This window comes from Rhodocyclaceae bacterium (assembly GCA_020248265.1).
Lineage (GTDB): Bacteria > Pseudomonadota > Gammaproteobacteria > Burkholderiales > CAIKXV01 > CAIKXV01.
The window spans coordinates 1-18,990 of record JADCHX010000026.1; the positions used below are offsets into that span (position 1 = coordinate 1).

The 18,990-nt window shown below is 64.8% G+C and carries 28 protein-coding genes; 12 read left to right on the forward strand and 16 right to left on the reverse strand.

Annotated features, from left to right (window positions below; all coding sequences use genetic code 11):
- The 3 genes from ING98_20020 to glmS all read right to left on the reverse strand — a co-directional run.
- The coding region (locus ING98_20020) for a transposase (protein MCA3104163.1) at positions 1 to 450 on the reverse strand (450 nt) is incomplete at its 3' end.
- A 482-nt stretch (positions 451 to 932) separates the two neighbouring features.
- On the reverse strand, positions 933 to 2,840 hold the full coding sequence (locus ING98_20025; GenBank protein MCA3104164.1) for a DUF2075 domain-containing protein: 1,908 nt from the start codon (positions 2,838 to 2,840) through the stop codon (positions 933 to 935).
- A gap of 86 nt (positions 2,841 to 2,926) precedes the next feature.
- Positions 2,927 to 4,747: a glutamine--fructose-6-phosphate transaminase (isomerizing) gene (gene glmS, locus ING98_20030; GenBank protein MCA3104165.1), complete on the reverse strand. Its 1,821-nt coding sequence runs from the start codon at positions 4,745 to 4,747 to the stop codon at positions 2,927 to 2,929.
- Between the two features lie 255 nt (positions 4,748 to 5,002).
- Between glmS and ING98_20035 the strand changes: the two genes are divergently transcribed.
- The 7 genes from ING98_20035 (at position 5,003) to ING98_20065 (ending at position 7,384) form a co-directional block, all read left to right on the forward strand.
- Positions 5,003 to 5,290, forward strand: a complete 288-nt coding sequence (locus ING98_20035) for a helix-turn-helix transcriptional regulator (GenBank protein ID MCA3104166.1) — start codon at positions 5,003 to 5,005, stop codon at positions 5,288 to 5,290.
- A gap of 31 nt (positions 5,291 to 5,321) precedes the next feature.
- On the forward strand, positions 5,322 to 5,546 hold the full coding sequence (locus ING98_20040) for an addiction module protein (GenBank protein ID MCA3104167.1): 225 nt from the start codon (positions 5,322 to 5,324) through the stop codon (positions 5,544 to 5,546).
- A gap of 338 nt (positions 5,547 to 5,884) precedes the next feature.
- Positions 5,885 to 6,145: a helix-turn-helix transcriptional regulator gene (locus ING98_20045; GenBank protein MCA3104168.1), complete on the forward strand. Its 261-nt coding sequence runs from the start codon at positions 5,885 to 5,887 to the stop codon at positions 6,143 to 6,145.
- A gap of 11 nt (positions 6,146 to 6,156) precedes the next feature.
- The gene (locus ING98_20050) at positions 6,157 to 6,408 is read left to right on the forward strand and encodes an addiction module protein (protein MCA3104169.1); all 252 of its coding nucleotides are present in this window, start codon (positions 6,157 to 6,159) and stop codon (positions 6,406 to 6,408) included.
- A 228-nt stretch (positions 6,409 to 6,636) separates the two neighbouring features.
- Positions 6,637 to 6,819, forward strand: coding sequence for a type II toxin-antitoxin system HicB family antitoxin (locus ING98_20055; GenBank protein ID MCA3104170.1), 183 nt, complete (start codon positions 6,637 to 6,639; stop codon positions 6,817 to 6,819).
- A 22-nt stretch (positions 6,820 to 6,841) separates the two neighbouring features.
- Complete coding sequence (locus ING98_20060) at positions 6,842 to 7,063, forward strand: DUF433 domain-containing protein (GenBank protein MCA3104171.1); 222 nt, start codon at positions 6,842 to 6,844, stop codon at positions 7,061 to 7,063.
- A complete protein-coding gene (locus tag ING98_20065) occupies positions 7,064 to 7,384 on the forward strand; it encodes a hypothetical protein (protein MCA3104172.1) in 321 nt (106 codons plus the stop codon).
- Here ING98_20065 and ING98_20070 read toward each other — a convergent pair.
- The gene (locus tag ING98_20070) at positions 7,371 to 7,697 is read right to left on the reverse strand and encodes a nucleotidyltransferase family protein (protein ID MCA3104173.1); all 327 of its coding nucleotides are present in this window, start codon (positions 7,695 to 7,697) and stop codon (positions 7,371 to 7,373) included. The genes ING98_20065 and ING98_20070 overlap by 14 nt on opposite strands.
- An 18-nt stretch (positions 7,698 to 7,715) precedes the next feature.
- Positions 7,716 to 8,768 carry an alpha/beta hydrolase gene (locus ING98_20075; protein ID MCA3104174.1) on the reverse strand — a complete coding sequence of 351 codons (1,053 nt, stop codon included), beginning with the start codon at positions 8,766 to 8,768 and terminating at the stop codon, positions 7,716 to 7,718.
- A gap of 73 nt (positions 8,769 to 8,841) precedes the next feature.
- Between ING98_20075 and ING98_20080 the strand changes: the two genes are divergently transcribed.
- The gene (locus ING98_20080; protein MCA3104175.1) at positions 8,842 to 9,870 is read left to right on the forward strand and encodes a tripartite tricarboxylate transporter substrate binding protein; all 1,029 of its coding nucleotides are present in this window, start codon (positions 8,842 to 8,844) and stop codon (positions 9,868 to 9,870) included.
- Between the two features lie 63 nt (positions 9,871 to 9,933).
- Here ING98_20080 and ING98_20085 read toward each other — a convergent pair whose 3' ends face one another.
- The 11 genes from ING98_20085 to ING98_20135 form a co-directional block, all read right to left on the reverse strand.
- Positions 9,934 to 10,182 (reverse strand): DUF2442 domain-containing protein, encoded by a 249-nt coding sequence (locus tag ING98_20085; GenBank protein ID MCA3104176.1) that lies wholly within the window; start codon positions 10,180 to 10,182, stop codon positions 9,934 to 9,936.
- Positions 10,154 to 10,393, reverse strand: coding sequence for a DUF4160 domain-containing protein (locus tag ING98_20090; protein ID MCA3104177.1), 240 nt, complete (start codon positions 10,391 to 10,393; stop codon positions 10,154 to 10,156). The genes ING98_20085 and ING98_20090 overlap by 29 nt, the downstream gene beginning before the upstream one ends.
- Positions 10,394 to 10,621: 228 nt before the next feature.
- A complete protein-coding gene (locus ING98_20095) occupies positions 10,622 to 10,936 on the reverse strand; it encodes a BrnA antitoxin family protein (GenBank protein MCA3104178.1) in 315 nt (104 codons plus the stop codon).
- Between the two features lie 22 nt (positions 10,937 to 10,958).
- The gene (locus ING98_20100; GenBank protein MCA3104179.1) at positions 10,959 to 11,267 is read right to left on the reverse strand and encodes a helix-turn-helix transcriptional regulator; all 309 of its coding nucleotides are present in this window, start codon (positions 11,265 to 11,267) and stop codon (positions 10,959 to 10,961) included.
- Positions 11,260 to 11,583: a type II toxin-antitoxin system RelE/ParE family toxin gene (locus ING98_20105; protein MCA3104180.1), complete on the reverse strand. Its 324-nt coding sequence runs from the start codon at positions 11,581 to 11,583 to the stop codon at positions 11,260 to 11,262. The genes ING98_20100 and ING98_20105 overlap by 8 nt, the downstream gene beginning before the upstream one ends.
- Positions 11,584 to 11,800: 217 nt before the next feature.
- A complete protein-coding gene (locus tag ING98_20110; GenBank protein ID MCA3104181.1) occupies positions 11,801 to 12,118 on the reverse strand; it encodes a putative addiction module antidote protein in 318 nt (105 codons plus the stop codon).
- 4 nt (positions 12,119 to 12,122) lie between these two features.
- A complete protein-coding gene (locus tag ING98_20115; GenBank protein MCA3104182.1) occupies positions 12,123 to 12,416 on the reverse strand; it encodes a type II toxin-antitoxin system RelE/ParE family toxin in 294 nt (97 codons plus the stop codon).
- Between the two features lie 141 nt (positions 12,417 to 12,557).
- Complete coding sequence (glmU, locus tag ING98_20120) at positions 12,558 to 13,916, reverse strand: bifunctional UDP-N-acetylglucosamine diphosphorylase/glucosamine-1-phosphate N-acetyltransferase GlmU (GenBank protein ID MCA3104183.1); 1,359 nt, start codon at positions 13,914 to 13,916, stop codon at positions 12,558 to 12,560.
- A 55-nt stretch (positions 13,917 to 13,971) separates the two neighbouring features.
- Positions 13,972 to 14,304, reverse strand: a complete 333-nt coding sequence (locus tag ING98_20125; GenBank protein MCA3104184.1) for a type II toxin-antitoxin system HicB family antitoxin — start codon at positions 14,302 to 14,304, stop codon at positions 13,972 to 13,974.
- Complete coding sequence (locus ING98_20130) at positions 14,301 to 14,555, reverse strand: type II toxin-antitoxin system HicA family toxin (GenBank protein MCA3104185.1); 255 nt, start codon at positions 14,553 to 14,555, stop codon at positions 14,301 to 14,303. Before ING98_20130 ends, ING98_20125 begins: the two co-directional genes overlap by 4 nt.
- A gap of 176 nt (positions 14,556 to 14,731) precedes the next feature.
- Positions 14,732 to 15,079 (reverse strand): DNA-binding protein, encoded by a 348-nt coding sequence (locus tag ING98_20135; GenBank protein MCA3104186.1) that lies wholly within the window; start codon positions 15,077 to 15,079, stop codon positions 14,732 to 14,734.
- Between the two features lie 330 nt (positions 15,080 to 15,409).
- Here ING98_20135 and phnD point away from each other — a divergent pair, with 330 nt between their 5' ends.
- Genes phnD through phnE (ING98_20155) form a run of 4 tightly spaced genes read left to right on the forward strand, consistent with a single transcriptional unit; the run spans position 15,410 to position 18,944 of the window.
- On the forward strand, positions 15,410 to 16,405 hold the full coding sequence (gene phnD / locus ING98_20140) for a phosphate/phosphite/phosphonate ABC transporter substrate-binding protein (protein MCA3104187.1): 996 nt from the start codon (positions 15,410 to 15,412) through the stop codon (positions 16,403 to 16,405).
- Complete coding sequence (phnC, locus tag ING98_20145) at positions 16,338 to 17,228, forward strand: phosphonate ABC transporter ATP-binding protein (GenBank protein MCA3104188.1); 891 nt, start codon at positions 16,338 to 16,340, stop codon at positions 17,226 to 17,228. The genes phnD and phnC overlap by 68 nt, the downstream gene beginning before the upstream one ends.
- Positions 17,225 to 18,067, forward strand: coding sequence for a phosphonate ABC transporter, permease protein PhnE (phnE, locus tag ING98_20150; GenBank protein MCA3104189.1), 843 nt, complete (start codon positions 17,225 to 17,227; stop codon positions 18,065 to 18,067). The genes phnC and phnE (ING98_20150) overlap by 4 nt, the downstream gene beginning before the upstream one ends.
- A gap of 7 nt (positions 18,068 to 18,074) precedes the next feature.
- Entirely contained in the window at positions 18,075 to 18,944 is an 870-nt protein-coding gene (phnE, locus tag ING98_20155; GenBank protein ID MCA3104190.1) for a phosphonate ABC transporter, permease protein PhnE, read from the forward strand.
- Positions 18,945 to 18,990 lie beyond the last annotated feature (46 nt).

Sequence of the window (18,990 nt, forward strand, 5' to 3'; positions counted from 1 at the left end):
GCCGTCGCGCAGCGCAATCGTCGGCCCGGCGTAGTCGACGAACAGCTTCTCCCCGGCACGGTGCACCTGGCGCATCGAGCGCTTGAGCGACTGGGCATGGGCGCGGTAGTGCTCGAAGAACTGCGTTCGGCCCCAGGTGCGCTGCCCAGCGTGGGCCGCAACATACTCTTGCCACAGCAGCATCAGCGTGACGCCTTTGCGCGAGAGCTCGCGGTGGATGCGGGCGAAGTCCGGCATCACCACGTCCCTGCGCCCCAATGCCGGGCCCAGCAGGCACCGCTGCAGTTCCGCCTCGTCCAGATCGCGTACAGCGTCCCAGTGCGACAGTCCCGCCGCTGCGGCCAGCCCGACGTACTTTGCCACCACCCCCTTGGAGATGCGCAGCGCGCGAGCCGTCTGCTCGTGCGACAGCTCGGCCTCCAGCTTGAGGCGAAGTGCTTCCTTGATCATGCGTAGGTCCATCCTCGTTGCGGGCACCGCTCCTCCGGTCAAAAAGACCGGACGATACGTGCCCTGGGTTGAGATCTACGCAGTGCCAGCCGGCAACGTGACCGGCCCGTCCGGTATCGTGACCGATCGTTCCGGGATCGTGACCGCCGGATCCGGAAATCGCTCCGGATCGGTCACGTTCAGCCGGATTCGCCGGTCACGTTCAACCGGACAGACCGGTCACGTTCGCCGGATTCAGCGGTCACGTTGCGCCGGAATACCCAGGCGGAACATGAATCCCGCCGGCTTCACGAAAGAATCAGGGGCTAGAAGGTCATGGGCTGATGCTGCGCGGATGGGATGCGCGGTCTGCCGGACGACTTCTTCGATCGCTCGGTGCGGCGGTGACGGTCTCTGCGTCGGGGCAGACAACCTGCTCAGGAGCGCTTTAGGTCACCACGCCAAATCGACCCCTGCGGCTGCACCGATGACATGCAACTTGTTTACCCTAGTTCGGAAACACCACAAGCCACCAAGTAGCTCCACGTCTCATCAAGCTGCGAGATCGGCGGCACAAAAATTACTGTGCCGTCTCGACCGCGAGTAAGCAAGACTCGATATGCATTGAGGCGAAGTTGGTAGGGATCACGCACGAGACTACCTTTCTTGTAGCCACGAGCTCGCGCAATCGACCAACCGCTCTGCTCGCGTACGAGATCGCTACCCCAACAAAGAAGCGCTGCATCGAGTTCAAGGCCCTGCGCCGCAAACTCGGTCACCACTTCTTCCAACTGGCGGCAAGATACCGGGCTTCCGTCACCGTCTACGTACCATGGCCCTACCTTCACATTCTTCGTCCAGTTGAAGTCGTTGCGAACGCCGAAGTGGATAAGGTCCTTGTCACGCGAGGAAGCTACTAGCCCGAATCGGGCCAGTTTATGCTCGGCGTACCGTTCTCGAAGGTAGGCTTTTGCAGTATCCAGGTCACGAGTCATCCGAAGGTGAAAGTCGTGGCTGGCGAGGTGAGCGATATGCTGCCGCGCCACGTCGGAGTCACCACGCAGAACTGCATCCACGAACGGATGGACATCTTTCGCAAGATGAAAGCGAATCTCCGTGTCGAGTGTGAGGGCGGGGGAGGCGACGAACGGGACGGTACTTCCTGCGAACAGTGACGCGATCTGCGGGGCTCCATGAACCTCCCAATCGTCAGGCACTCCGCTCTCTTCGACAGCTTTGCGCCAGAGCGAAAGTCCGCCTTCTTCGCCAAGATGGATCTCTTGCCCAGTGCCAATGAGGCCGACGATCGTGCACCATTCCGGAATGCGCTCGGCAAACTGCACGAAATGCTCTGGCTCGGAACGCTTACTATCCGTGTGGCCTTTAGCGGCCACCATGTCCGCATCCCACGCGCGCTGCGCTTCGTCAAAGATCAGCACGTGTTCTGCCGGCACAGGTGCCTTTGGACGGCTGTAGGCTTGGACATAGCCCTTCACGTCACGGACGAAGGTCTTCCCATCACCGCCGGCCTGCTTCATCTGATACTGCAGTACTTGTACAAGCGGGCCATTCCCCGACAAGAAGACTGCAGGGGCAGTGGGTTTATGACCATCCGCACGCGCAACCGCGAGGTCATCGAGATAATGAGCATGCGCTAGCCGCAGCCCTACGAGCGTTTTTCCAGCTCCGGGAACACCCGTAAGCAAGATGAGGCGCCGGCGCTTTGCAGCGGCAGCACCACGAATGATGATCTCGATTTGGTTGACGGCGGGATCCGTGTTGGCACGTGCTCGCCAGATATCCCGCAGCGTACCCGTGGTGAAGAGCTCGCGCGCTGCCTGTACAAGCGTTGGCAAAGGTCGATACGCCGCGGCGTCAAGGAATGCCTCTGCAGAGAGTTGCGGCTGATCACGCACATCCGAGAAGTTCGCGATGAGCGCGTCGATCGCATCGGGTCCCGCGATATGTACGCCGTCTCGCTCGCCTCCATACCCCTTGGCGCGCGTAGGTACGACCACCGCATAGACGGGGCGACCATCACAGTCGCGATGGTATGCGCGAAGATCTCGTGCGTAGGCTGCCGTTTGATCGAGGTCAGCCTGCGACGGAGTCTCTTTGCCCTTGAGTTCCAACACGATTACAGCGCTACCGACCAACAGCAATACGTCGGGCCGCCGAAACTCGAGCGGCAACTGATACTCAAGAATTGCACTGTATTGCGCTGCATGAGCGTACGCGTCAAGTGACTCGCCTACTTCCCGCTGGAGCTTCGGGATGCTGTCGTCCCATGCCCTAACTTGTGAGGCGTCGACATCAGGCAAAAATTCTTGCAATCGCCCGCGTACTAGCCGTGGCTCCGCCGCTCGAAAGGTAGGGAAGTTCGAGCTCCAACCATAACGCGCGTCAGACATTCAGCGTCCTCAAGTGCACTGGCACCAGTATGGAGCTATGCGTGGATCGGTCAAGATCACCGCCCAGCGCGCCTCATTATGGTCTTCTACTCCACCGTCACCGACTTAGCCAAATTCCTGGGCTTATCCACATCCGTCCCCCTGGCAAGGGCCGTGTGATACGCCAACAACTGCAGCGGCACCACATGCAATATCGGTGACAAGTCACCATAGTGCTCCGGCATCCGTATCACCCTCACCCCCTCGCTGTCCGTGATCTGCGTATCCCCATCCGCCACCACGTACAGCTCCCCGCCGCGCGCACGCACCTCCTGCATGTTGCTCTTCAGCTTTTCGAGCAGCGCGTCGTTCGGGGCCACCGTCACCACCGGCATCGCCGAGGTCACCAGCGCCAGCGGGCCGTGCTTGAGCTCCCCGGCCGGATACGCCTCGGCGTGGATGTAGCTGATCTCCTTCAGCTTGAGCGCGCCTTCCAGGGCGATCGGGTAGTGCAGGCCGCGGCCGAGGAACAGGGCGTCTTCCTTGGTGGCGAAGGTCTCGCTCCATTCGACGATCGCCGGCTCCAGGGCCAGCACGGTCTGCACCGCGGCCGGCAGGTGGCGTAGTGCGGTGATGGCGTCGTGCTCGGCGGCATCATCGAGCCGGCCGTGGGCCTTGGCCAGCGTGTTGGCCAGCAGGTACAGCGCGACCAGTTGCGTGGTGAAGGCCTTGGTCGAGGCGACGCCGATCTCCACCCCGGCGCGGGTGAGGAAGCGCATCGTGGTCTCGCGCACCATCGCGCTGGTGGCGACGTTGCACACCGCCAGCGTGTGCGTGTGTCCCAGGTCGCGCGCATGCTTGAGCGCGGCCAGGGTGTCGGCGGTCTCGCCCGACTGCGAGATGGTCACCACCAGTGCGCGCGGGTTGGGCACCGAGTCGCGGTAGCGGTACTCGCTGGCGATCTCCACCTGCACCGGCAGCCGGGCGATCGATTCGATCCACTGCTTCGCGACGCAGCCGGCGTAGTAGCTGGTGCCGCAGGCGAGGATCAGCACGCCCTCCACCGCCGGCAGCACCGACGCCGCGGCTGGGCCGAACAGGCCGGGGTCGATACCGCCGACCGCCTCCAGCGTGTCGGAGATCGCGCGCGGCTGCTCGAAGATCTCCTTCTGCATGTAGTGGCGGTAGGTGCCGAGCTCGGCCTCGGCCGCCTCGGCCGCCACGGTGCGCACTTCGCGCTCGACGGTGCGGCCCTCGCGGTCGACGATGCGGTAGCCCTCGGGACGCAGGTCGGCGAGGTCGCCTTCCTCGAGGTAGACGATGCGGTCGGTGGTGCCCGACAGTGCGAGCGCGTCGCTAGCGAGGAAGTGCTCGCCGCCGGTGCCCACGCCCAGCACCAGCGGTGAGCCGAAGCGGGCGCCGCACAGGCGGTGCGGCTCGGCCTTCGCGAACACGGCGATGGCATACGCACCGCGGAAGCGGGCCACCGCGGCCTGCACGGCTTCGAACAGGTCGCCCTTGTAGAGGTGGCGCACCAGGTGCGCGATCACCTCGGTGTCGGTCTGCGATTCGAACACGTAGCCCAGCGCCTGCAGCTCGCTGCGCAGTTGTTCGTAGTTCTCGATGATGCCGTTGTGCACCACCGCGATCTCGCCGCTGGAGAAGTGCGGGTGGGCGTTGGTGGTGCTCGGCGCGCCATGCGTCGCCCAGCGGGTGTGCGAGATGCCGGTGCTGCCGGCCACGCCCTCGGCCTCGACCTGCGCCTTCAGCTCGGCGACGCGGTGCGTGCTGCGTGTGCGCTGGAGCTGGCCGGCGTGGTGGACGGCCACGCCGCAGGAGTCGTAGCCACGGTACTCGAGGCGACGCAGGCCCTCGACGAGGACGGGGACGATGTCACGGGAGGCTGTGCCGCCGACGATACCGCACATGGGGGGTCAGGCCGACGGGCTGCCGAAGGGGCGGCAGGGGTGGGTGGGCGGGGTGTGGGTGGGGAGTTTTGGGGGGTTTTGCATGGTTATTGATGATAGCGCCTGCGGCGGGGGGCGGGCAGGATCGTCGTCAGCCGTCCGAATGGCACACCTCCTCGTGCCTCTTGTCTTGGAATAACATATTTGTTATTCAGTCTCGGAAGACACCCCTTCGGGAGGTGGAAGTCGCGCGCAAGCGCATGAAGGAGGTCAAGGATGCGAACGCATGAGCAGGTTGTATCGAAGCTGCTTCGCCGCCCGGGCGTAAGGAAGGAAGTCGATCGTATCGAGCGCGAGGAAGGCGAACTCCTTGATCAACTTCTGAAGGCGAGGCACGACGCGGGACTTACGCAGGCACAAGTCGCCGAACGCATGGGTACCCACCCACCGTCTGTTGCTCGCCTGGAGCGGGCACTGTCGACTGGAAAGCACTCCCCTTCGTTAGCTACGCTCAGAAAGTACGCTCAGGCCTGTGGTCGCGAGTTGGTGATTCAGATCGAATAGCCAGCGCGCCAGTCTTGCACTGGAGAGACTGATGTCGATATCAATCGCAGAAGTTGAAGCACAGGCGCTCCTTCTTTCTCCGGAGGATCGTGCACAGTTGGCTGACAAGCTGCTGGCGAGTCTGGCCGCTAATGCGGACGTTGAGGACGCGTGGTCCGTTGAAGCAGAGCGGCGCCTGGCCGAGCTGGAGCGCGGGGCAGTGTCTGGGATTCCCGTACGAGACGCTATCGCCCGTGCCCGCGACGCCGTTCGATGATCGCTTCTACGCATCCGCTTGCCGCAGATGACCTCACCGCCTTTTGCCATGGCGTTTGCAGGTAATCACTCCGCTCGCGCAAAAGGCAAGACTTGACCCCATCGACGGAATGTAGACTGCTCCGGGGGTGTTGTTGGTGGGATGAGACGTCTGTCGAGTTTTCGACTTGCTCGCTGGGGGAACTTTTGGTTCGTATCTCATAGTAATCGACGATAGCGCCTGATGGCAGGGTCTGGGACCATCGTTGCCGGTCGCGACAGTTCGTGGTGGACATACCTAAAAAGCTACAGGATCGAACGTCGTGCGATATTCGGCATACCTCTGATGAAAGTCCTGAAATGAGCGATTTCAGTCCCGCGCGCAGGCGCGTCGAAGTTACGCCGGGCGAGTCGGTCCGGATCCTGCGTGAGATGCAGGAACTCAGCCAGAACCAGCTCTCCGAGCTGACTGGAATTGCCCAGGCCACGCTGTCGGCAATCGAGAACGGCCGTGTGAACCTGGGCGTTGAACGTGCGAAGGTTCTGGCGCGCGCGCTCAAGTGCCACCCGGCGGTGTTGGTGTTTCCCGGTTGGGATCAAGCAGTCGCAGACCAGGCTTGAGGGAGGGCGTCATGACAACAGCAGTCACAGCCATCGAAACGCAGATCCGGGCGCTCAGCCGCGAAGACAAGGCCGACCTGGTCAAGTCGTTGATCGCGGATCTTGACGGGCCAGCGGACGAGAGCGTCCAACGCGCATGGCTTGAAGAAGCGCAACGCCGTCACCTTGAGATTGTCGAAGGCAAGGTAGAAGCGATACCGGCGGAACAGGTATTTGCCAGCCTTCGCGCCGGCCAGAAGATATCCTTTGCGATCAACCGCTGATCGGACGCCCTGCAAACCGGAACCTGCGTCAGTTCGCTCTACGGCGCTTTCCGTTCACGCTCTATTACTCTGCTACAGACGAATGCGTGCGCATCGAGGCTGTTGCGCACCAGCGGCGACGGCCCCGATACTGGGAAAAGCGTTTCGGGCGCTGACACGAGTCGAGTTCGCCGACTTGAGGTCGCAGATTGCGACCTCAAAGACTTTGCGGTTATCCGGAGCCTCGAAATGAAGACTCTCTCGGCAGTAGTTGAACAGGACTCGGTCACGCGGCTCTACGTTGGCTTCGTCCCTGGCTTCCCAGGCGCCCACTCCCAGGGCGGCACGCTGGACGAGCTTCAGCACACCCTGCAGGAGGTCATTGCGATGCTGATGGAGGGGCATCAGTGTCACCGGGACGGCTATTGCTAGCAGGAAGTGCTAGGATTTCGAGATGATTGACTGGTCGACATGCGCTGCCGTCGAATCCCATCCCGGTGTCTACAGTGGCGCCTGGGTGTTTCGTGGCACGCGGGTGCCGGTAGCAGCCTTGTTCGAAAACCTCGAAGGCGGCGCTTCAGTCGCTGAGTTCGTCGAGTGGTTTCCAGGAGTTACCCTCGAACAAGCGAAGGCTGCGTTGGACCACGTCGCTCACGGCTTGCTCGCTCCTGCGTAGATGTACATCCTTTTTGATCAGGGAACCCCGGTGCCGCTTCGCGCCGTGCTTCCTGACCACCGAGTGGTCACTGCGCACGAGTGTGGTTGGGGCCAGCTGGAAAACGGTAATCTGCTTTCAGCTGCCGAGGCCCGAGGGTTTGAAGCGCTGATCACCACTGATCAGAATCTTCGGTATCAGCAGAATCTTTCGGATCGAAAGATCGCGATCGCTGTCTTGAGCACGACCAATTGGCCTCGCATCAGGCCTGCTGTGCCTCTCGTGGTCGCGGCGATCGAGCGCCTCGCACCAGGCGCGTTTGTTGAGATCAGGATTCCGTGACGCCGGCGTACCCGGCGACATACTGCGGCTCTGCGGTGCGGACGACTTCATCCCTGAAGAACCGGCTGAGATCCCCTGCCGTCCGCAGATCGACCTTGCGGCCACCCAGCAGCGTCGAAAGTTCGATCTCTATCTGGGCCATGTCCAGCAAGGTAATCCTCGCACCCGGCTCGAACTCGACCAGCAGATCGATATCGCTGTCCGGGCGGGCGGTACCCTTCAGTGTCGAGCCGAACAACGACAAGCGGCTGATCTTGTGGCGCTGGCATATGGTGACCAGGGCTTTAGTCTCAGGAAAGAGTCGCTTTGCCATCTTGCAGGACCTACCCCGCTACAACCACCTGCACATGAAATCCGCCATCGCCGGCCGCACGATGTGCGAGCGGTCGTGGCAGCAGTGCCCGCTGTCCTCCCAGATCAGCGTCTCCACCGTGCCGCCCGCCTCGGCTGCCATCCGGGTGGCGTTCTCCATCGGGGTGATGGTGTCCAGCCCGCCATGCACGATCAGCAGCGGGCAGCGGATCTTCGCCGCCGCACCCTCGAGGTCGATGCACTCGAAGAACGTGCGCGCCTCTTCCACCGAGCGCGAGCCGCTGACGTAGACGAAGCCGTCGAGCGTCGCGCGCGGGATGCTCGCCAGGTTGCGCAGGTGGTACATCGCGCCCCAGGCCACCGCGGCGCGGATGCGCGTGTCCATCGACGCGGCCTTCGGTGCGTAGTAACCACCGGTGCTGCGGCCGATGATGCCGATGCGTCCGGCGTCGATCTGCGGGCACTGCTCGAGGAAGTCGAGCACGGCGATCACGCACTGCTCGAAGTCGCGGCGCCAGGGCATGCGGAACAGCGTCTCGCCCTGGCCGGGGCCGTCGAAGGCGAGCGTCGCCAGTCTGCGCTCGACGCAGAGGTCGTTGACCACCATGTAGTCTTCCTTGGTGGTGTCGAGGCCACCGAGCAGGATCACGACGGGTGGCTTCGATACTCCGGCGGGCAGCCGCAGGTAGGCCGGCATCTCGATGCCGTCGAACGGGATGCTCACCGGCTGCAGCGGCGGTGACAGCATCGGTGCGGCGCGCGCGAACACCGCGACCTTGCGGTCGTGCACGGTGCGCTTGAGTTGCGGGTCGTCGTAGTAGAGGTTCTGCGCGTAGTGGAAGTAGAGCGCTGCGCGGGCGTACTCGCGTGCGGCGGTGCGTACATGGCCGTGGTCTTCGGCGGTGCGGCCGCGCCGCTCGGCGGCGTCGCCGAACCGCGACCAGGTCGCGCACCACTGCGACCAGTCGTCGATGGCTGCCCGGATGTCGAGCAGGTCACGGTAATGCACGCCGTCGCCCAGGAAGCGATGCATGCCCTGGCCGATCACCTCATCCACTCGCGCCCGTGTCATGGGTCGCTCCTCCGTTGCGCTGTTGTCGTCGTTTATGATGGCGGCACTACAAGAAAAGCAGGAGGAGACACCGATGGAATTGATGTTGCCCCGGACGTTCCTCATGGCGCCTGCCGCGCTGCGCCTCGGCACTGGCCTGGCCGGCATCGCGCTGCTGTTCGCGGGTGTCGCCACACCGACGGCCGCGCAGGTTGCCACGCCCGCCTGGCCGTCGAAGCCCGTGCGCATCATCATCCCGACGCCGGCCGGTGGCAACCCCGACTTCGTCGCGCGGCCGATCATGCAGAAGATGGCCGAGCAGCTGCGCCAGCCGTTCGTGATCGAGAACCGCCCGGGTGCTGCCGGCACCATCGGCGTGGACTTCGTCGTGCGTGCGCCCGCTGATGGCTACACGATGCTGTTCGGCGCGGTCGGCCATGTCGCCACGCCACCGGCGATGTACGCGAAGCTGCCCTACGACGCGATCCGTGACCTGATCCCGGTCACCAACCTCGCCGATGCACCGTTCGCGCTGTTCGTGCATCCGTCGCTGCCGGTGAAGTCGGTGAAGGAGCTGGTCGCGCTGGCGCGCAAGCGCCCGGGCGAGATCACCTATGCGAGCTTCGGCGTTGGCAGCTATCCGCATTTCGCCACCGAGGCCTTGAACGCGCTGGCCGGCATGCGGATGAACCATGTGCCCTACAAGGGCAGTGCACCGGCGGCCACCGCGCTGCTTTCGGGCGAGGTGATGGCCGGGCTGGACGCACCGCAGTCGACCCTGCCCCACCTGCGCAGCGGGCGGCTGCGCGCGCTGGCGATGGGCTCGACGCAGCGGATCGCGATCGCGCCCGAGATCCCCACTTTCGCCGAGGCCGGGCTGCCGGGCTATACCGCGAGCGCGTGGTTCGGGCTGTTCCTGCCGGCGGGCACCTCGAAGGCGATCGTCGATGCGACGCACCGCGAAGGCGTGCGCGCGCTGCAGTTGCCGGAGATCCGCGAGCCGCTGCAGAAAGCGGGCTTCCAGGTGATCGGCAGCACGCCGGAGCAGTTCGCGCAGCAGGTGCGCGAGGACATCGCGCGGTTCACGAAGATCGCGCGGGAGGCGGGGATCAAGGCGGAGTGAGCGTTGTTCTTCGGGCGCATGTGTTGAAGCAGACACGGCGCGCCTGACCGGTGGTGATGGATCCTACCGTGCAACCAGAGGCCATGCCGCCGGGTTGCGGATCGACGGCACCGTGAGGTCGATGTCCAGCAACGGCCAGTGCAGGTGGTCGGGGCTCGGCCGTTCGATCACCGACAGCTGCGCGATGGTGGCGTCGCGAAACCAGGGGAACTGATCGAACGGCAGGGCGAGTTCCTCGTCATCGATCATGAGCCAGAGGCCGTGACCCGAGACGTGGGTGAGTTCAACCTTTGAAGTGCCGCCGCCAGGCATCTTCGATCTCCGCTGCGTGTGCTTCAATGATAGCTCGCACGGTGCGCAGTTGGCGATCATTGAGACTGATCGACGTGGCAAGAGCGATTTCCGGTCGCAACCAGAACTTTGCCTCACCATCCGGGTGCGAGACATGGACGTGCATCCTGGGTTCTTCAAGGGAAAAGAAGAACAGCCTGAAACCACCTTGACGCAGGACCGTGGGAGCCATTGCGTAAAGCTATTGATCCCACCCTTGTCCATCCATCCCGCAAAACATCGTGCCCAGATCGAAACTCGATGTCGACGGCCTTCAGTTGCCGGAGATCCGCGAGCCGTCGCAGAAGGCCGGCTTCCAGCCGATAGGCTGCACGCCCGAGCAGTTCGCGCGGGAGGCGGGGATCAAGGCGGAGTGAGTGTTGTGCGTCTGGTCGGACGTGAGGGTCGCGGGCGGTGAGCTTCAGCTCGATGCGTCGCGGAAGGCCTTGAGCACCGCGTTGATCCGTGTCTGGTAGCCCGGGCCCTGGGCCTTGAACCAGTCGAGCACGTCCTGGTCGACGCGCAGGGACACGAGCGCCTTCGCCGGCAGCGGCTTCAGGCCCTGCCTGACGATGCCGCGAACCACATGGGCGACATCCGCTTCCGGATGGTCGCTCGACGGCACGCCCGGACGGTCGGCGTCGTGCAGACGCGCCCGGTCGGTTCGGGAGCTAGCGGAAGAGGCGCGTTGCTTCACGCTTCGTGGCTTTCCTGAAGGAGATGATGTGGATCGCATCTTCACGCTCGGTATGGACGCATCACCGCTGCACGAGCCTGACCTGCAACTCGCAGCCTACCGCTTCGGCGTATCGCTTCAGCGTTCCCAATGACGGCGCGTGCTTGCCAGCAGATTCCAGCCGCGACACTGCACTCTTGGTCGTGCCCATGCGCATGGCGACCGCTTCCTGCGTGAGCCCCGCCCGGGTGCGCGCCTTGAGCAGCTGGCTGACGATCTGATACTCGAACTCGAGCGAAGCATAGGCTTCATTGAAACCCGTGCGCTTGCTCGCCTTCGCGAGGAAGGCCTGGTGATCGTGTTCGACGGGAACGTGTTTCAGTTCAGCCATTCCGCAACTCCTTGATCCGCCTGCGGGCGATCTTGAGGTCTGAATCCGGCGTCTGCCGCGTCTTCTTGAGGAAGGCATGCACGACGACTATGCGCTTGCCGACCACGAAGCAATACATGGCCCGACCCGCACCGGAGCGACCGTGAGGCCGCAGTTCGAACAGCCCCTGCCCCATGCTTCGTGAATACGGAAGCCTGAGATCAGGACCGTGCTCTACGAGCAACTCGACCAGCCGCGCATAGTCGGCAAGCACGTCAACCGGCCATGACTCGACATCCGCGAGGACGTTCGAGTGGTAGTACTCGACAGAAAACATGCAGACGACATGTTAGCATGTTCGCTAACATGAAGAGGGGTGGAACGACAATGCTGCGCGAACTGCCGCGCTCCTTCGCGCCCAGGTTCAGCCACCACCAGACACTTACTCCCCCTTCTTTGGTCGCTGCCACCAGCTTACGCGCGATGGCGGACCGCTAGGAACTGGCTCAGCGCACACACCATCACCACCGAAGCACTCGCACTGCCTGGCCTTCTCACGCCGCCTGCGCATGCAAGCGCAGGCCCAGCGCACGGGCAACCTTCAGCACGGTTGCAAAGCTCGGGTTCCCGCCTTCGCTCAGCGCGCGATACAGGCTTTCCCGGCTCAGTCCTGTTTCCTTCGCGACCTGGCTCATCCCCTTCGCGCGAGCGATGTCGCCAAGCGCCCTTGCAATGCCGGAGACGTCGTCCGAAGCCTCGACAAGCCACGCATCAAGATAGGCGGCCATTTCCTCCGGCGAGCGAAGATGTTCCGCCACGTCGTAGGGCGAGGAATTCGAGTTCCGGGGCTTCTTGCGGGCAGCGACACGCATTCCGCTACTCTCCATGTTCAAGCGCGAGACGTATCGCGCGGACGATATCCCTCGCTTGCGTGGACTTGTCTCCACCGGCCAGGAGCAGCAGAAGTCGCTCCTCGCGCTTCGCATAGTAGATCCGGTACCCAGGACCGTAGTCCACCTTCAGTTCGGACACGCCGTGCTTCAGGTTGCGATGAGAGCCTGGATTACCGTGGATCAGTCGATCCACCCGCATGAGGATGCGGGCCCTGCCTTTGACATCCTTCAGGCCATCGATCCAGTCACGGTACTCGTCGGTTTTCTCGACGCGCACGGTGCATTGTAGCCTGCGAGCTACAGCACTCGCAAGAGCCGGAGAGTGGGCAGGGTGTGACAGCAGGAGCAGTTCTCATGCGCTCATCGTGCGCCGATGAAGCCATCGGCTACGACGGGAAGAACACTGCCTTGCGCCCCACTACTTCCCCTTCTTCGGCCTCTGCCACCCCGCCCGATGCTCCTGCTGCTTCGGGTTCACCACCAGCCCGCCCGACGGCACGTCCTGCCACACCGTGGTACCGGCGCCGACGGTGCTGCCCTTGCCCACCTTCACCGGCGCGACGAGCTGCACGTCCGACCCGATGTGCACGTCGTCTTCGATCACCGTGCGGTGCTTGTTCGCGCCATCGTAGTTGCAGGTGATGGTGCCGGCGCCGATGTTCACGTCGCGCCCGACCACCGAGTCGCCGACATACGCGAGGTGGTTGGCCTTGCTGCGCGCGCCCAGGGTGCTCGCCTTCACTTCGACGAAGTTGCCGATGTGCACTTCGTCGGCCAGCGCCGCATCCGGACGCAGCCGGGCATACGGGCCGATGCGCGCGCGGGCGCCGACGCTCGCGCCGTCGATATGGCTGAACGCCTCGACGCGGGTACCGGCACCGATGGTCGCGTTGCGGATCACGCAGTGCGGGCCGACGCTCACGCCGTCGGCGAGCTTCACCGTGCCTTCGAACACGCAGCCGACATCGATCGTCACGTCGACGCCGCAGGCGAGCTGGCCGCGCACGTCGAACCGCGACGGGTCGAGCAGGGTGACGCCGGCCTCGAGCAGGCCACGCGCGATCTCGAACTGGTGGATGCGTTCGAGCTGGGCGAGCTGGGCCTTGCTGTTGACGCCGAGCGTCTCCCAGATCTCGTCGGGCTGCTCGGTGATCACCGGCACCTTGTCTGCCACCGCCAGGCGGATCACGTCGGGCAGGTAGTACTCGCCCTGGGCGTTGTCGTTGTCGATGTCGGCCAGCCACTGGCCCAGCTTCTTGCCGGGCACGCACAGGATGCCAGTGTTCACTTCGCGGATCTGGCGCTGCCTGTCGTTCGCGTCTTTTTCTTCGACAACGCCGATCACCGCATCCTTGCTGTTGCGCAGGATGCGTCCATACCCTTTCGGGTCGTCGATCTTCACCGTCAGCAGCTTGACCTGGTTGTCGTCGGCCAGACGCATCCGCTCGAGCGTGGACGCGCGGGTCAGCGGCACGTCGCCGTACAGCACCAGCACCGGGTGGGCGCGGTCGAGGTGCGGCAGCGCCTGCTGCACGGCGTGGCCGGTGCCGAGCTGCTGGGACTGGCGCGCGAACAGGAGATCGGGCTGGTCCTTTAGGGCATCGGGCACCTGCTCGCCGCCGTGGCCGTAGACCACCACGATGCGCACCGGGTCGAGCTGGCGCGCCTGCTCGATCACGTGGGCCAGCAGCGGGATGCCGCCGAGGGGATGCAGCACCTTGGGCAGCGCGGAGCGCATGCGCTTGCCTTGTCCGGCAGCGAGGATGACGACGTTCATGTTGCAGAATCTAGCATGCGGGATTCGGCGACCGTAGGGGATATTGCAGGAGAATTCACCCTTGGGCGGCTTCCTCCAGCACTTCGGATGCCCATTGATTCAGGCTCTTGCCGGCAGCCTGGGCGGCGACCAGGGCGGCGCCGTGCACTTCAGGCGGTACCCTCAACATGAGCTTGCCGGACGCGGGCTTCTCGGGCCGGAGCCCGTTTTCCTTGCAGTCGGCGAGGAACTCGTCCACGGATGCCGCGAACGCGCTGCGCAGTTCCTTCACGGTTTCGCCATGGAAGCTGATGATGGTGCGCAGCCCGAGGACGCGTCCGACGAAGATGCCATCGCGCTCGTCGAACTCGACGCGGGCGGTGTATCCCTTGTAGGTCATGGTGTTCATGGTGCGACTCCTGCGCGTATGAGCAGCTCGCGGGCTTCTTCTACCTGGTAGCGACGCGCCTCCTTGCCGGGGTGAGGACGATGGCAATGCCAATGGCCCTCCTTCAGCACGATCTTCACCCGGGAACCGGCGCGCTCGGTCACCGAGCCGCCCAGCGCAACGATCAACGCTTCGATGTCGGCGAATGGAATCGACGCCGGGGTCGGGCGAGAAAAGATCGACGCGAGCGTCTTGCGATGCCGTGCGTTCATCGAGTAATGCTAGCGTTTCGCGCAAGCAGATGCAATCACAGGACGCTAGCACACCGTTTGCGGCCCGGTTAAGCGGTGCCGCGCGCCGTCCGCAGCGCTACCGGATCCCATTCAGGAGGAATCGCATGACCCCGCCCGCATGCGCTTGCCTTGTCCGGCAGCGAGGATGACGACGTTCATGCTGCCTCGAGAAGGAATTCGACCTTCACCGCCTCGTAGGGGAATTCGATGCCGCCGCCATCAGCCCGGCACAGGATGCCCGCCTCGATCAACGCGGTGACATCCCCGTGCACGGCCTTCACGTCACGATCGACTCGGCGGGCTGCCTCGCGGATGGACATCGGGCCAGCGCCACACATTGCCTTCAGCAGTTCCCAGCGTCTAGCGGTGAGCACCTGCCAGAGCAACTCGGGTGCCGCGAAGCTGATCCGCGCCGCACGCGCGCCCTTGCCGGTCTTCCAGGCCTGGGTGAAGTCGGCCATGGCCACGGCAGGTGATCTGATATCAAGGGTTACCGTTTTCACGATTCCACCTTTCGATGTCGGGGCGGTACTTGAAGCGGTGGGTGCAGCCGGAGAGCGGCACCGGGAGACGCCACAGCACCAGTTCCGCGAAGGGAGTGCCCGACAGGTTAACCCGGGTGCGTACGCGTTCCAGCGCCTTCATATTGGAGACAATGCCAACACCCTCGAGGGAAGTCGAACGTTATAAGCTACGCCGCGCGCCATCTGCAGCGCGACCGGATCCCACTCAGGAGGAATCGCATGACCCCGCCCGCCCGCGCCGGCCTGCTGCGCCGCGCCCTGCTCCGCACCTCGGTCTTCACCGCCCTGCTCGGCGCCCTGCTGTTCCCGATGCTGGCCACCGCCCCGGCCGCCCTCGCCCAGCCCGACTGTCCGTTCCGCGGCGAACTCGACGCGAACTACTGCGATGCGAACAAGGACCTGGTCGCCGACACGCCGACCGACCCGAAGCGGCTGCGCACGCCGAACACCATCGTCTTCACCTATACCCCGGTGGAAGACCCCGCCGTCTACGAGGGTGTGTTCCGTCCGTTCACTGACTACCTGGGCAAGTGCACCGGCAAGCGGGTGGTGTTCTTCCAGGTGCAGAGCAATGCGGCGCAGGTAGAGGCGATGCGCTCGGGCCGGCTGCATGTGGGCGGCTTCTCGACCGGGCCGACCGCGTTCGCGGTGAACCTGGCCGGTGCGGTGCCGTTCGCGGTAAAGGGCGATGCCAAGGGCTTCCAGAACTACCGGCTGTTGCTGCTGGTGCGCGCCGACAGCCCGATCAAGACCATGGCCGACCTGAAGGGCAAGCGCATCGCGCACACCTCGCCGTCGTCCAACTCGGGCAACCTGGCACCGCGCGCGCTGTTCCCGGCGCTGGGCATCACCCCGGACAAGGACTACAAGGTGCAGTTCTCCGGCGGCCATGACCGTTCGGTGCTGGGCGTACGTTCGGGCGACTTCGATGCGGCTCCGGTCGCCTCTGACGTCTACGAGCGAATGGCCGACCGCGGCGTGATCAAGGAGAGCGAGTTCCGGGTGATCTGGCAGAGCAATCCGTTCCCGACCTCGTCGTTCGCCTACGCGCACGACCTGGAGCCGAAGTTCCGCGACCAGATGCTGAAGTGCTTCTACGACTTCCGCTTCCCGGAGCCGATGCAGAAGGCGTTCGACGGCGCCGACCGTTTCGTGCCGGTCACCTATGCGAAGGAATGGGCCGACGTACGCCGGGTAGCCGAAGCCAGCGGCGAGTCGTTCGGCAGCCAGGCCTTCGATGCGCTGGCCAAGCGGGAAGAGGCGGCGCGGCAGAAGGCAGCCGCGGCCAAGGCGGCGCCGAAGTGAGGGGGTGTTGAGCGAGGCTATCGCGGGGGCCGGTGCGGGGGTCGGTGCTGCGGGTGACATTGCGCCCGTCGCAGCCCTCGAGCTGCGCGGGCTGCAGAAGTCGTATGTGCGCGGCAAGCCGGTGCTGCACGCGCTCGACCTGTCGATCGCCGGCACCGGGCTCACCGCGATCATCGGCCCGTCGGGCACCGGCAAGAGCACGCTGATCCGCTGCGTGAACCGGCTGGTCGAGCCGTCGGGCGGGCAGGTGCTGCTCGACGGCGAAGACCTGACCGCGCTGCGCGGCCGGTCGCTGCGGCTGGCGCGCCGGCGTATCGGCATGGTGTTCCAGGAATACAACCTGGTCGAACGCCTGACCGTGATCGAGAACCTGCTGTGCGGGCGCCTCGGCCATGTCGGTGCGCTGCGGGCGTGGCTGCGGCGCTTTCCGCAGGCAGACATCGACCGTGCGTTCGAACTGCTCGAGGCGGTCGGGCTGGCGGACTTCGCGAAGGTACGCGCCGATGCGCTGTCTGGCGGGCAGCGGCAGCGGGTGGGCATCGCGCGCGCGCTGATGCAGCAACCGCGACTGCTGCTGGCCGATGAGCCGACCTCGTCGCTCGACCCGAAGACCTCGGTCGAGGTGATGGAGCTGATGCGCGGGCTGTGCGCGCAGCGCGGCATCCCGGTGATCGTGAACATGCACGATGTCGAGCTCGCGCGCCGCTTCGCGTCCCGCATCATCGGCATGTCGGGCGGACGCGTGGTGTTCGACGGGCCGGCCACGGCACTGACCGACGAACACCTCAAGCAGATCTACGGTGGCGAGGGCTGGCTCGCGTGAGCGAGGCAGTGCGAGGTGGCCCGCGCCGTGCGTTCGAGCCTGACTGGCTCGCGCGCATCGGCTGGCTGGCAGCGCTCCTCTACGTCGTATATGCAGCCTCGCTGCTCGACTTCACCTGGGCGCGCTTCGTCACCGGGCTGGAGCAGGCCGCGCGCTTCTTCGACCGCATGTTCCCGCCCGACTTCTCGCGCTGGGAGGCCGTGCTCAAGGGGCTGAAGGAAAGCCTGGAGATCGCGGTGCTGGCCTCGGTCGGCGGCATCGTGCTGTCGCTGCCGATCGGCTTCCTCGCCGCGCGCAACCTGATGCCGGCCTGGGTGAACTGGCCGGCGCGGGCGGTGATCGCGCTCTGCCGCACCTTCCATCCGGTGATCGTGGCGATCATCTTCGTGAAGGCGGTCGGCTTCGGTGCGCTGGCCGGCATCCTGGCGCTGGTGATCGCCTCGGTCGGCTTCATCGCCAAGCTTTTTGCCGAGGCCATCGAGGAGATCTCGCTCAAGCAGGTCGAGGCGGTACGCGCCACCGGCGCGTCGTTCATGAACGTGATCGTGTTCGGCGTGCTGCCGCAGGTGGCGGCGCGCTTCATCGGCTTCTCGACCTATCAGTTCGATTCGAACGTACGCAACTCGACGATGGTCGGCATCGTCGGCGCGGGCGGTATCGGCGCGCCGCTGTTCGTCGCGTTCCAGCGTTTCGACTACGACGTGGTGTGCGCGATCCTGATCGCGATCGTCGCGGTGGTGTTCCTGTGCGAGATCCTGTCGAACCAGGTGAAGCGGATCTTCGGCGATGGGACGCGTGGCGAAGTGGCCCGGGATGGACGGGAGCCGCGCGGTGGGTGAACCGAAAATGGGGTCTGACCCCGACAACGCAGTGCCGGCAACTGGCGCAAGTTACCAGGCCGACCGCGCAGCACTGCCCGGATCGGGCATCCGCCGCGAGTGGCAGCGCTTCACGCCGGGCGAACGGCTCGCGCGCTTCGCGGTGTATTTCTTCGTGGTCGCGGCCTTCGTGCTCTCGCTCGGCACGGTCGAGGTGATACCGGAGTTCCTGTGGGATGCGCCGGCGCAGGTGCAGGACCTGCTCGTGCGGATGTGGCCGCCGGCCTATGCGCACTACCCGGCATCGGTGCATGCGGCGCTGGTCGAGACGCTGCACATGGCGACGCTCGGCACGGTGATCGCGGTGCTGCTGGCGGTGCCGCTCGGCCTGCTCGCCGCCAACAACGTGATGCCATCGCGCACCGTGAACACCCTGGCCAAGCTGGCGCTGGTGACCAGCCGCTCGGTGAACTCGCTGGTCTGGGCGCTGCTGTTCATCGCGGTGTTCGGCCCCGGCGCGCTGGCCGGTACGCTGGCGATCGCGTTCCGCTCGATCGGCTTCGTCGGCAAGCTGCTCGGCGAGGCGCTCGAAGAAGCGCACCGGGGCCCGGTCGAGGCGCTGAAGGCGAGCGGCGCGCCCTGGCCGAGCCTGCTGGTGTTCGGCTACTGGCCGCAGGTGAAGCCGGCGTTCTGGGCGCTGGTGCTGCTGCGCTGGGATATCAACGTGCGCGAGTCGGCCGTGCTCGGGCTGGTCGGCGCCGGTGGCATCGGCGTGGCCCTCAACACCGCGATGAACCTGTTTCAGTGGGACCGGGTGGCGGTGGTGCTGCTGGCGATCTTCGCGGTGGTGATCGTGGCCGAGGTGGTGGTGACCTGGGTAAGAGGGCGGATCCTGTAGCGAATTGACGACAGCCGCAGCTTGCTGTCTCCTACCGCGACAACCC

Bases quoted from the DNA above. Each gene is read 5' to 3' on its own strand.
- phnE (MCA3104190.1), top strand. From the start codon at position 18,075: ATGGGGTCTGACCCCGACAACGCAGTGCCGGCAACTGGCGCAAGTTAC.
- ING98_20050 (MCA3104169.1), top strand. From the start codon at position 6,157: ATGACAACAGCAGTCACAGCCATCGAAACGCAGATCCGGGCGCTCAGC.
- ING98_20130 (MCA3104185.1), bottom strand. From the start codon at position 14,555: ATGAACGCACGGCATCGCAAGACGCTCGCGTCGATCTTTTCTCGCCCG.
- ING98_20105 (MCA3104180.1), bottom strand. From the start codon at position 11,583: ATGTTTTCTGTCGAGTACTACCACTCGAACGTCCTCGCGGATGTCGAG.
- ING98_20025 (MCA3104164.1), bottom strand. From the start codon at position 2,840: ATGTCTGACGCGCGTTATGGTTGGAGCTCGAACTTCCCTACCTTTCGA.
- ING98_20040 (MCA3104167.1), top strand. From the start codon at position 5,322: ATGTCGATATCAATCGCAGAAGTTGAAGCACAGGCGCTCCTTCTTTCT.
- phnD (MCA3104187.1), top strand. From the start codon at position 15,410: ATGCTGGCCACCGCCCCGGCCGCCCTCGCCCAGCCCGACTGTCCGTTC.
- ING98_20045 (MCA3104168.1), top strand. From the start codon at position 5,885: ATGAGCGATTTCAGTCCCGCGCGCAGGCGCGTCGAAGTTACGCCGGGC.
- glmS (MCA3104165.1), bottom strand. From the start codon at position 4,747: ATGTGCGGTATCGTCGGCGGCACAGCCTCCCGTGACATCGTCCCCGTC.
- ING98_20070 (MCA3104173.1), bottom strand. From the start codon at position 7,697: ATGGCAAAGCGACTCTTTCCTGAGACTAAAGCCCTGGTCACCATATGC.
- ING98_20075 (MCA3104174.1), bottom strand. From the start codon at position 8,768: ATGACACGGGCGCGAGTGGATGAGGTGATCGGCCAGGGCATGCATCGC.
- ING98_20085 (MCA3104176.1), bottom strand. From the start codon at position 10,182: ATGCCTGGCGGCGGCACTTCAAAGGTTGAACTCACCCACGTCTCGGGT.
- ING98_20125 (MCA3104184.1), bottom strand. From the start codon at position 14,304: ATGAACACCATGACCTACAAGGGATACACCGCCCGCGTCGAGTTCGAC.
- ING98_20065 (MCA3104172.1), top strand. From the start codon at position 7,064: ATGTACATCCTTTTTGATCAGGGAACCCCGGTGCCGCTTCGCGCCGTG.
- ING98_20090 (MCA3104177.1), bottom strand. From the start codon at position 10,393: ATGGCTCCCACGGTCCTGCGTCAAGGTGGTTTCAGGCTGTTCTTCTTT.
- ING98_20035 (MCA3104166.1), top strand. From the start codon at position 5,003: ATGCGAACGCATGAGCAGGTTGTATCGAAGCTGCTTCGCCGCCCGGGC.
- ING98_20110 (MCA3104181.1), bottom strand. From the start codon at position 12,118: ATGCGTGTCGCTGCCCGCAAGAAGCCCCGGAACTCGAATTCCTCGCCC.
- glmU (MCA3104183.1), bottom strand. From the start codon at position 13,916: ATGAACGTCGTCATCCTCGCTGCCGGACAAGGCAAGCGCATGCGCTCC.
- ING98_20095 (MCA3104178.1), bottom strand. From the start codon at position 10,936: ATGCGATCCACATCATCTCCTTCAGGAAAGCCACGAAGCGTGAAGCAA.
- ING98_20100 (MCA3104179.1), bottom strand. From the start codon at position 11,267: ATGGCTGAACTGAAACACGTTCCCGTCGAACACGATCACCAGGCCTTC.
- ING98_20055 (MCA3104170.1), top strand. From the start codon at position 6,637: ATGAAGACTCTCTCGGCAGTAGTTGAACAGGACTCGGTCACGCGGCTC.
- phnC (MCA3104188.1), top strand. From the start codon at position 16,338: ATGCGCTGGCCAAGCGGGAAGAGGCGGCGCGGCAGAAGGCAGCCGCGG.
- ING98_20060 (MCA3104171.1), top strand. From the start codon at position 6,842: ATGATTGACTGGTCGACATGCGCTGCCGTCGAATCCCATCCCGGTGTC.
- ING98_20080 (MCA3104175.1), top strand. From the start codon at position 8,842: ATGGAATTGATGTTGCCCCGGACGTTCCTCATGGCGCCTGCCGCGCTG.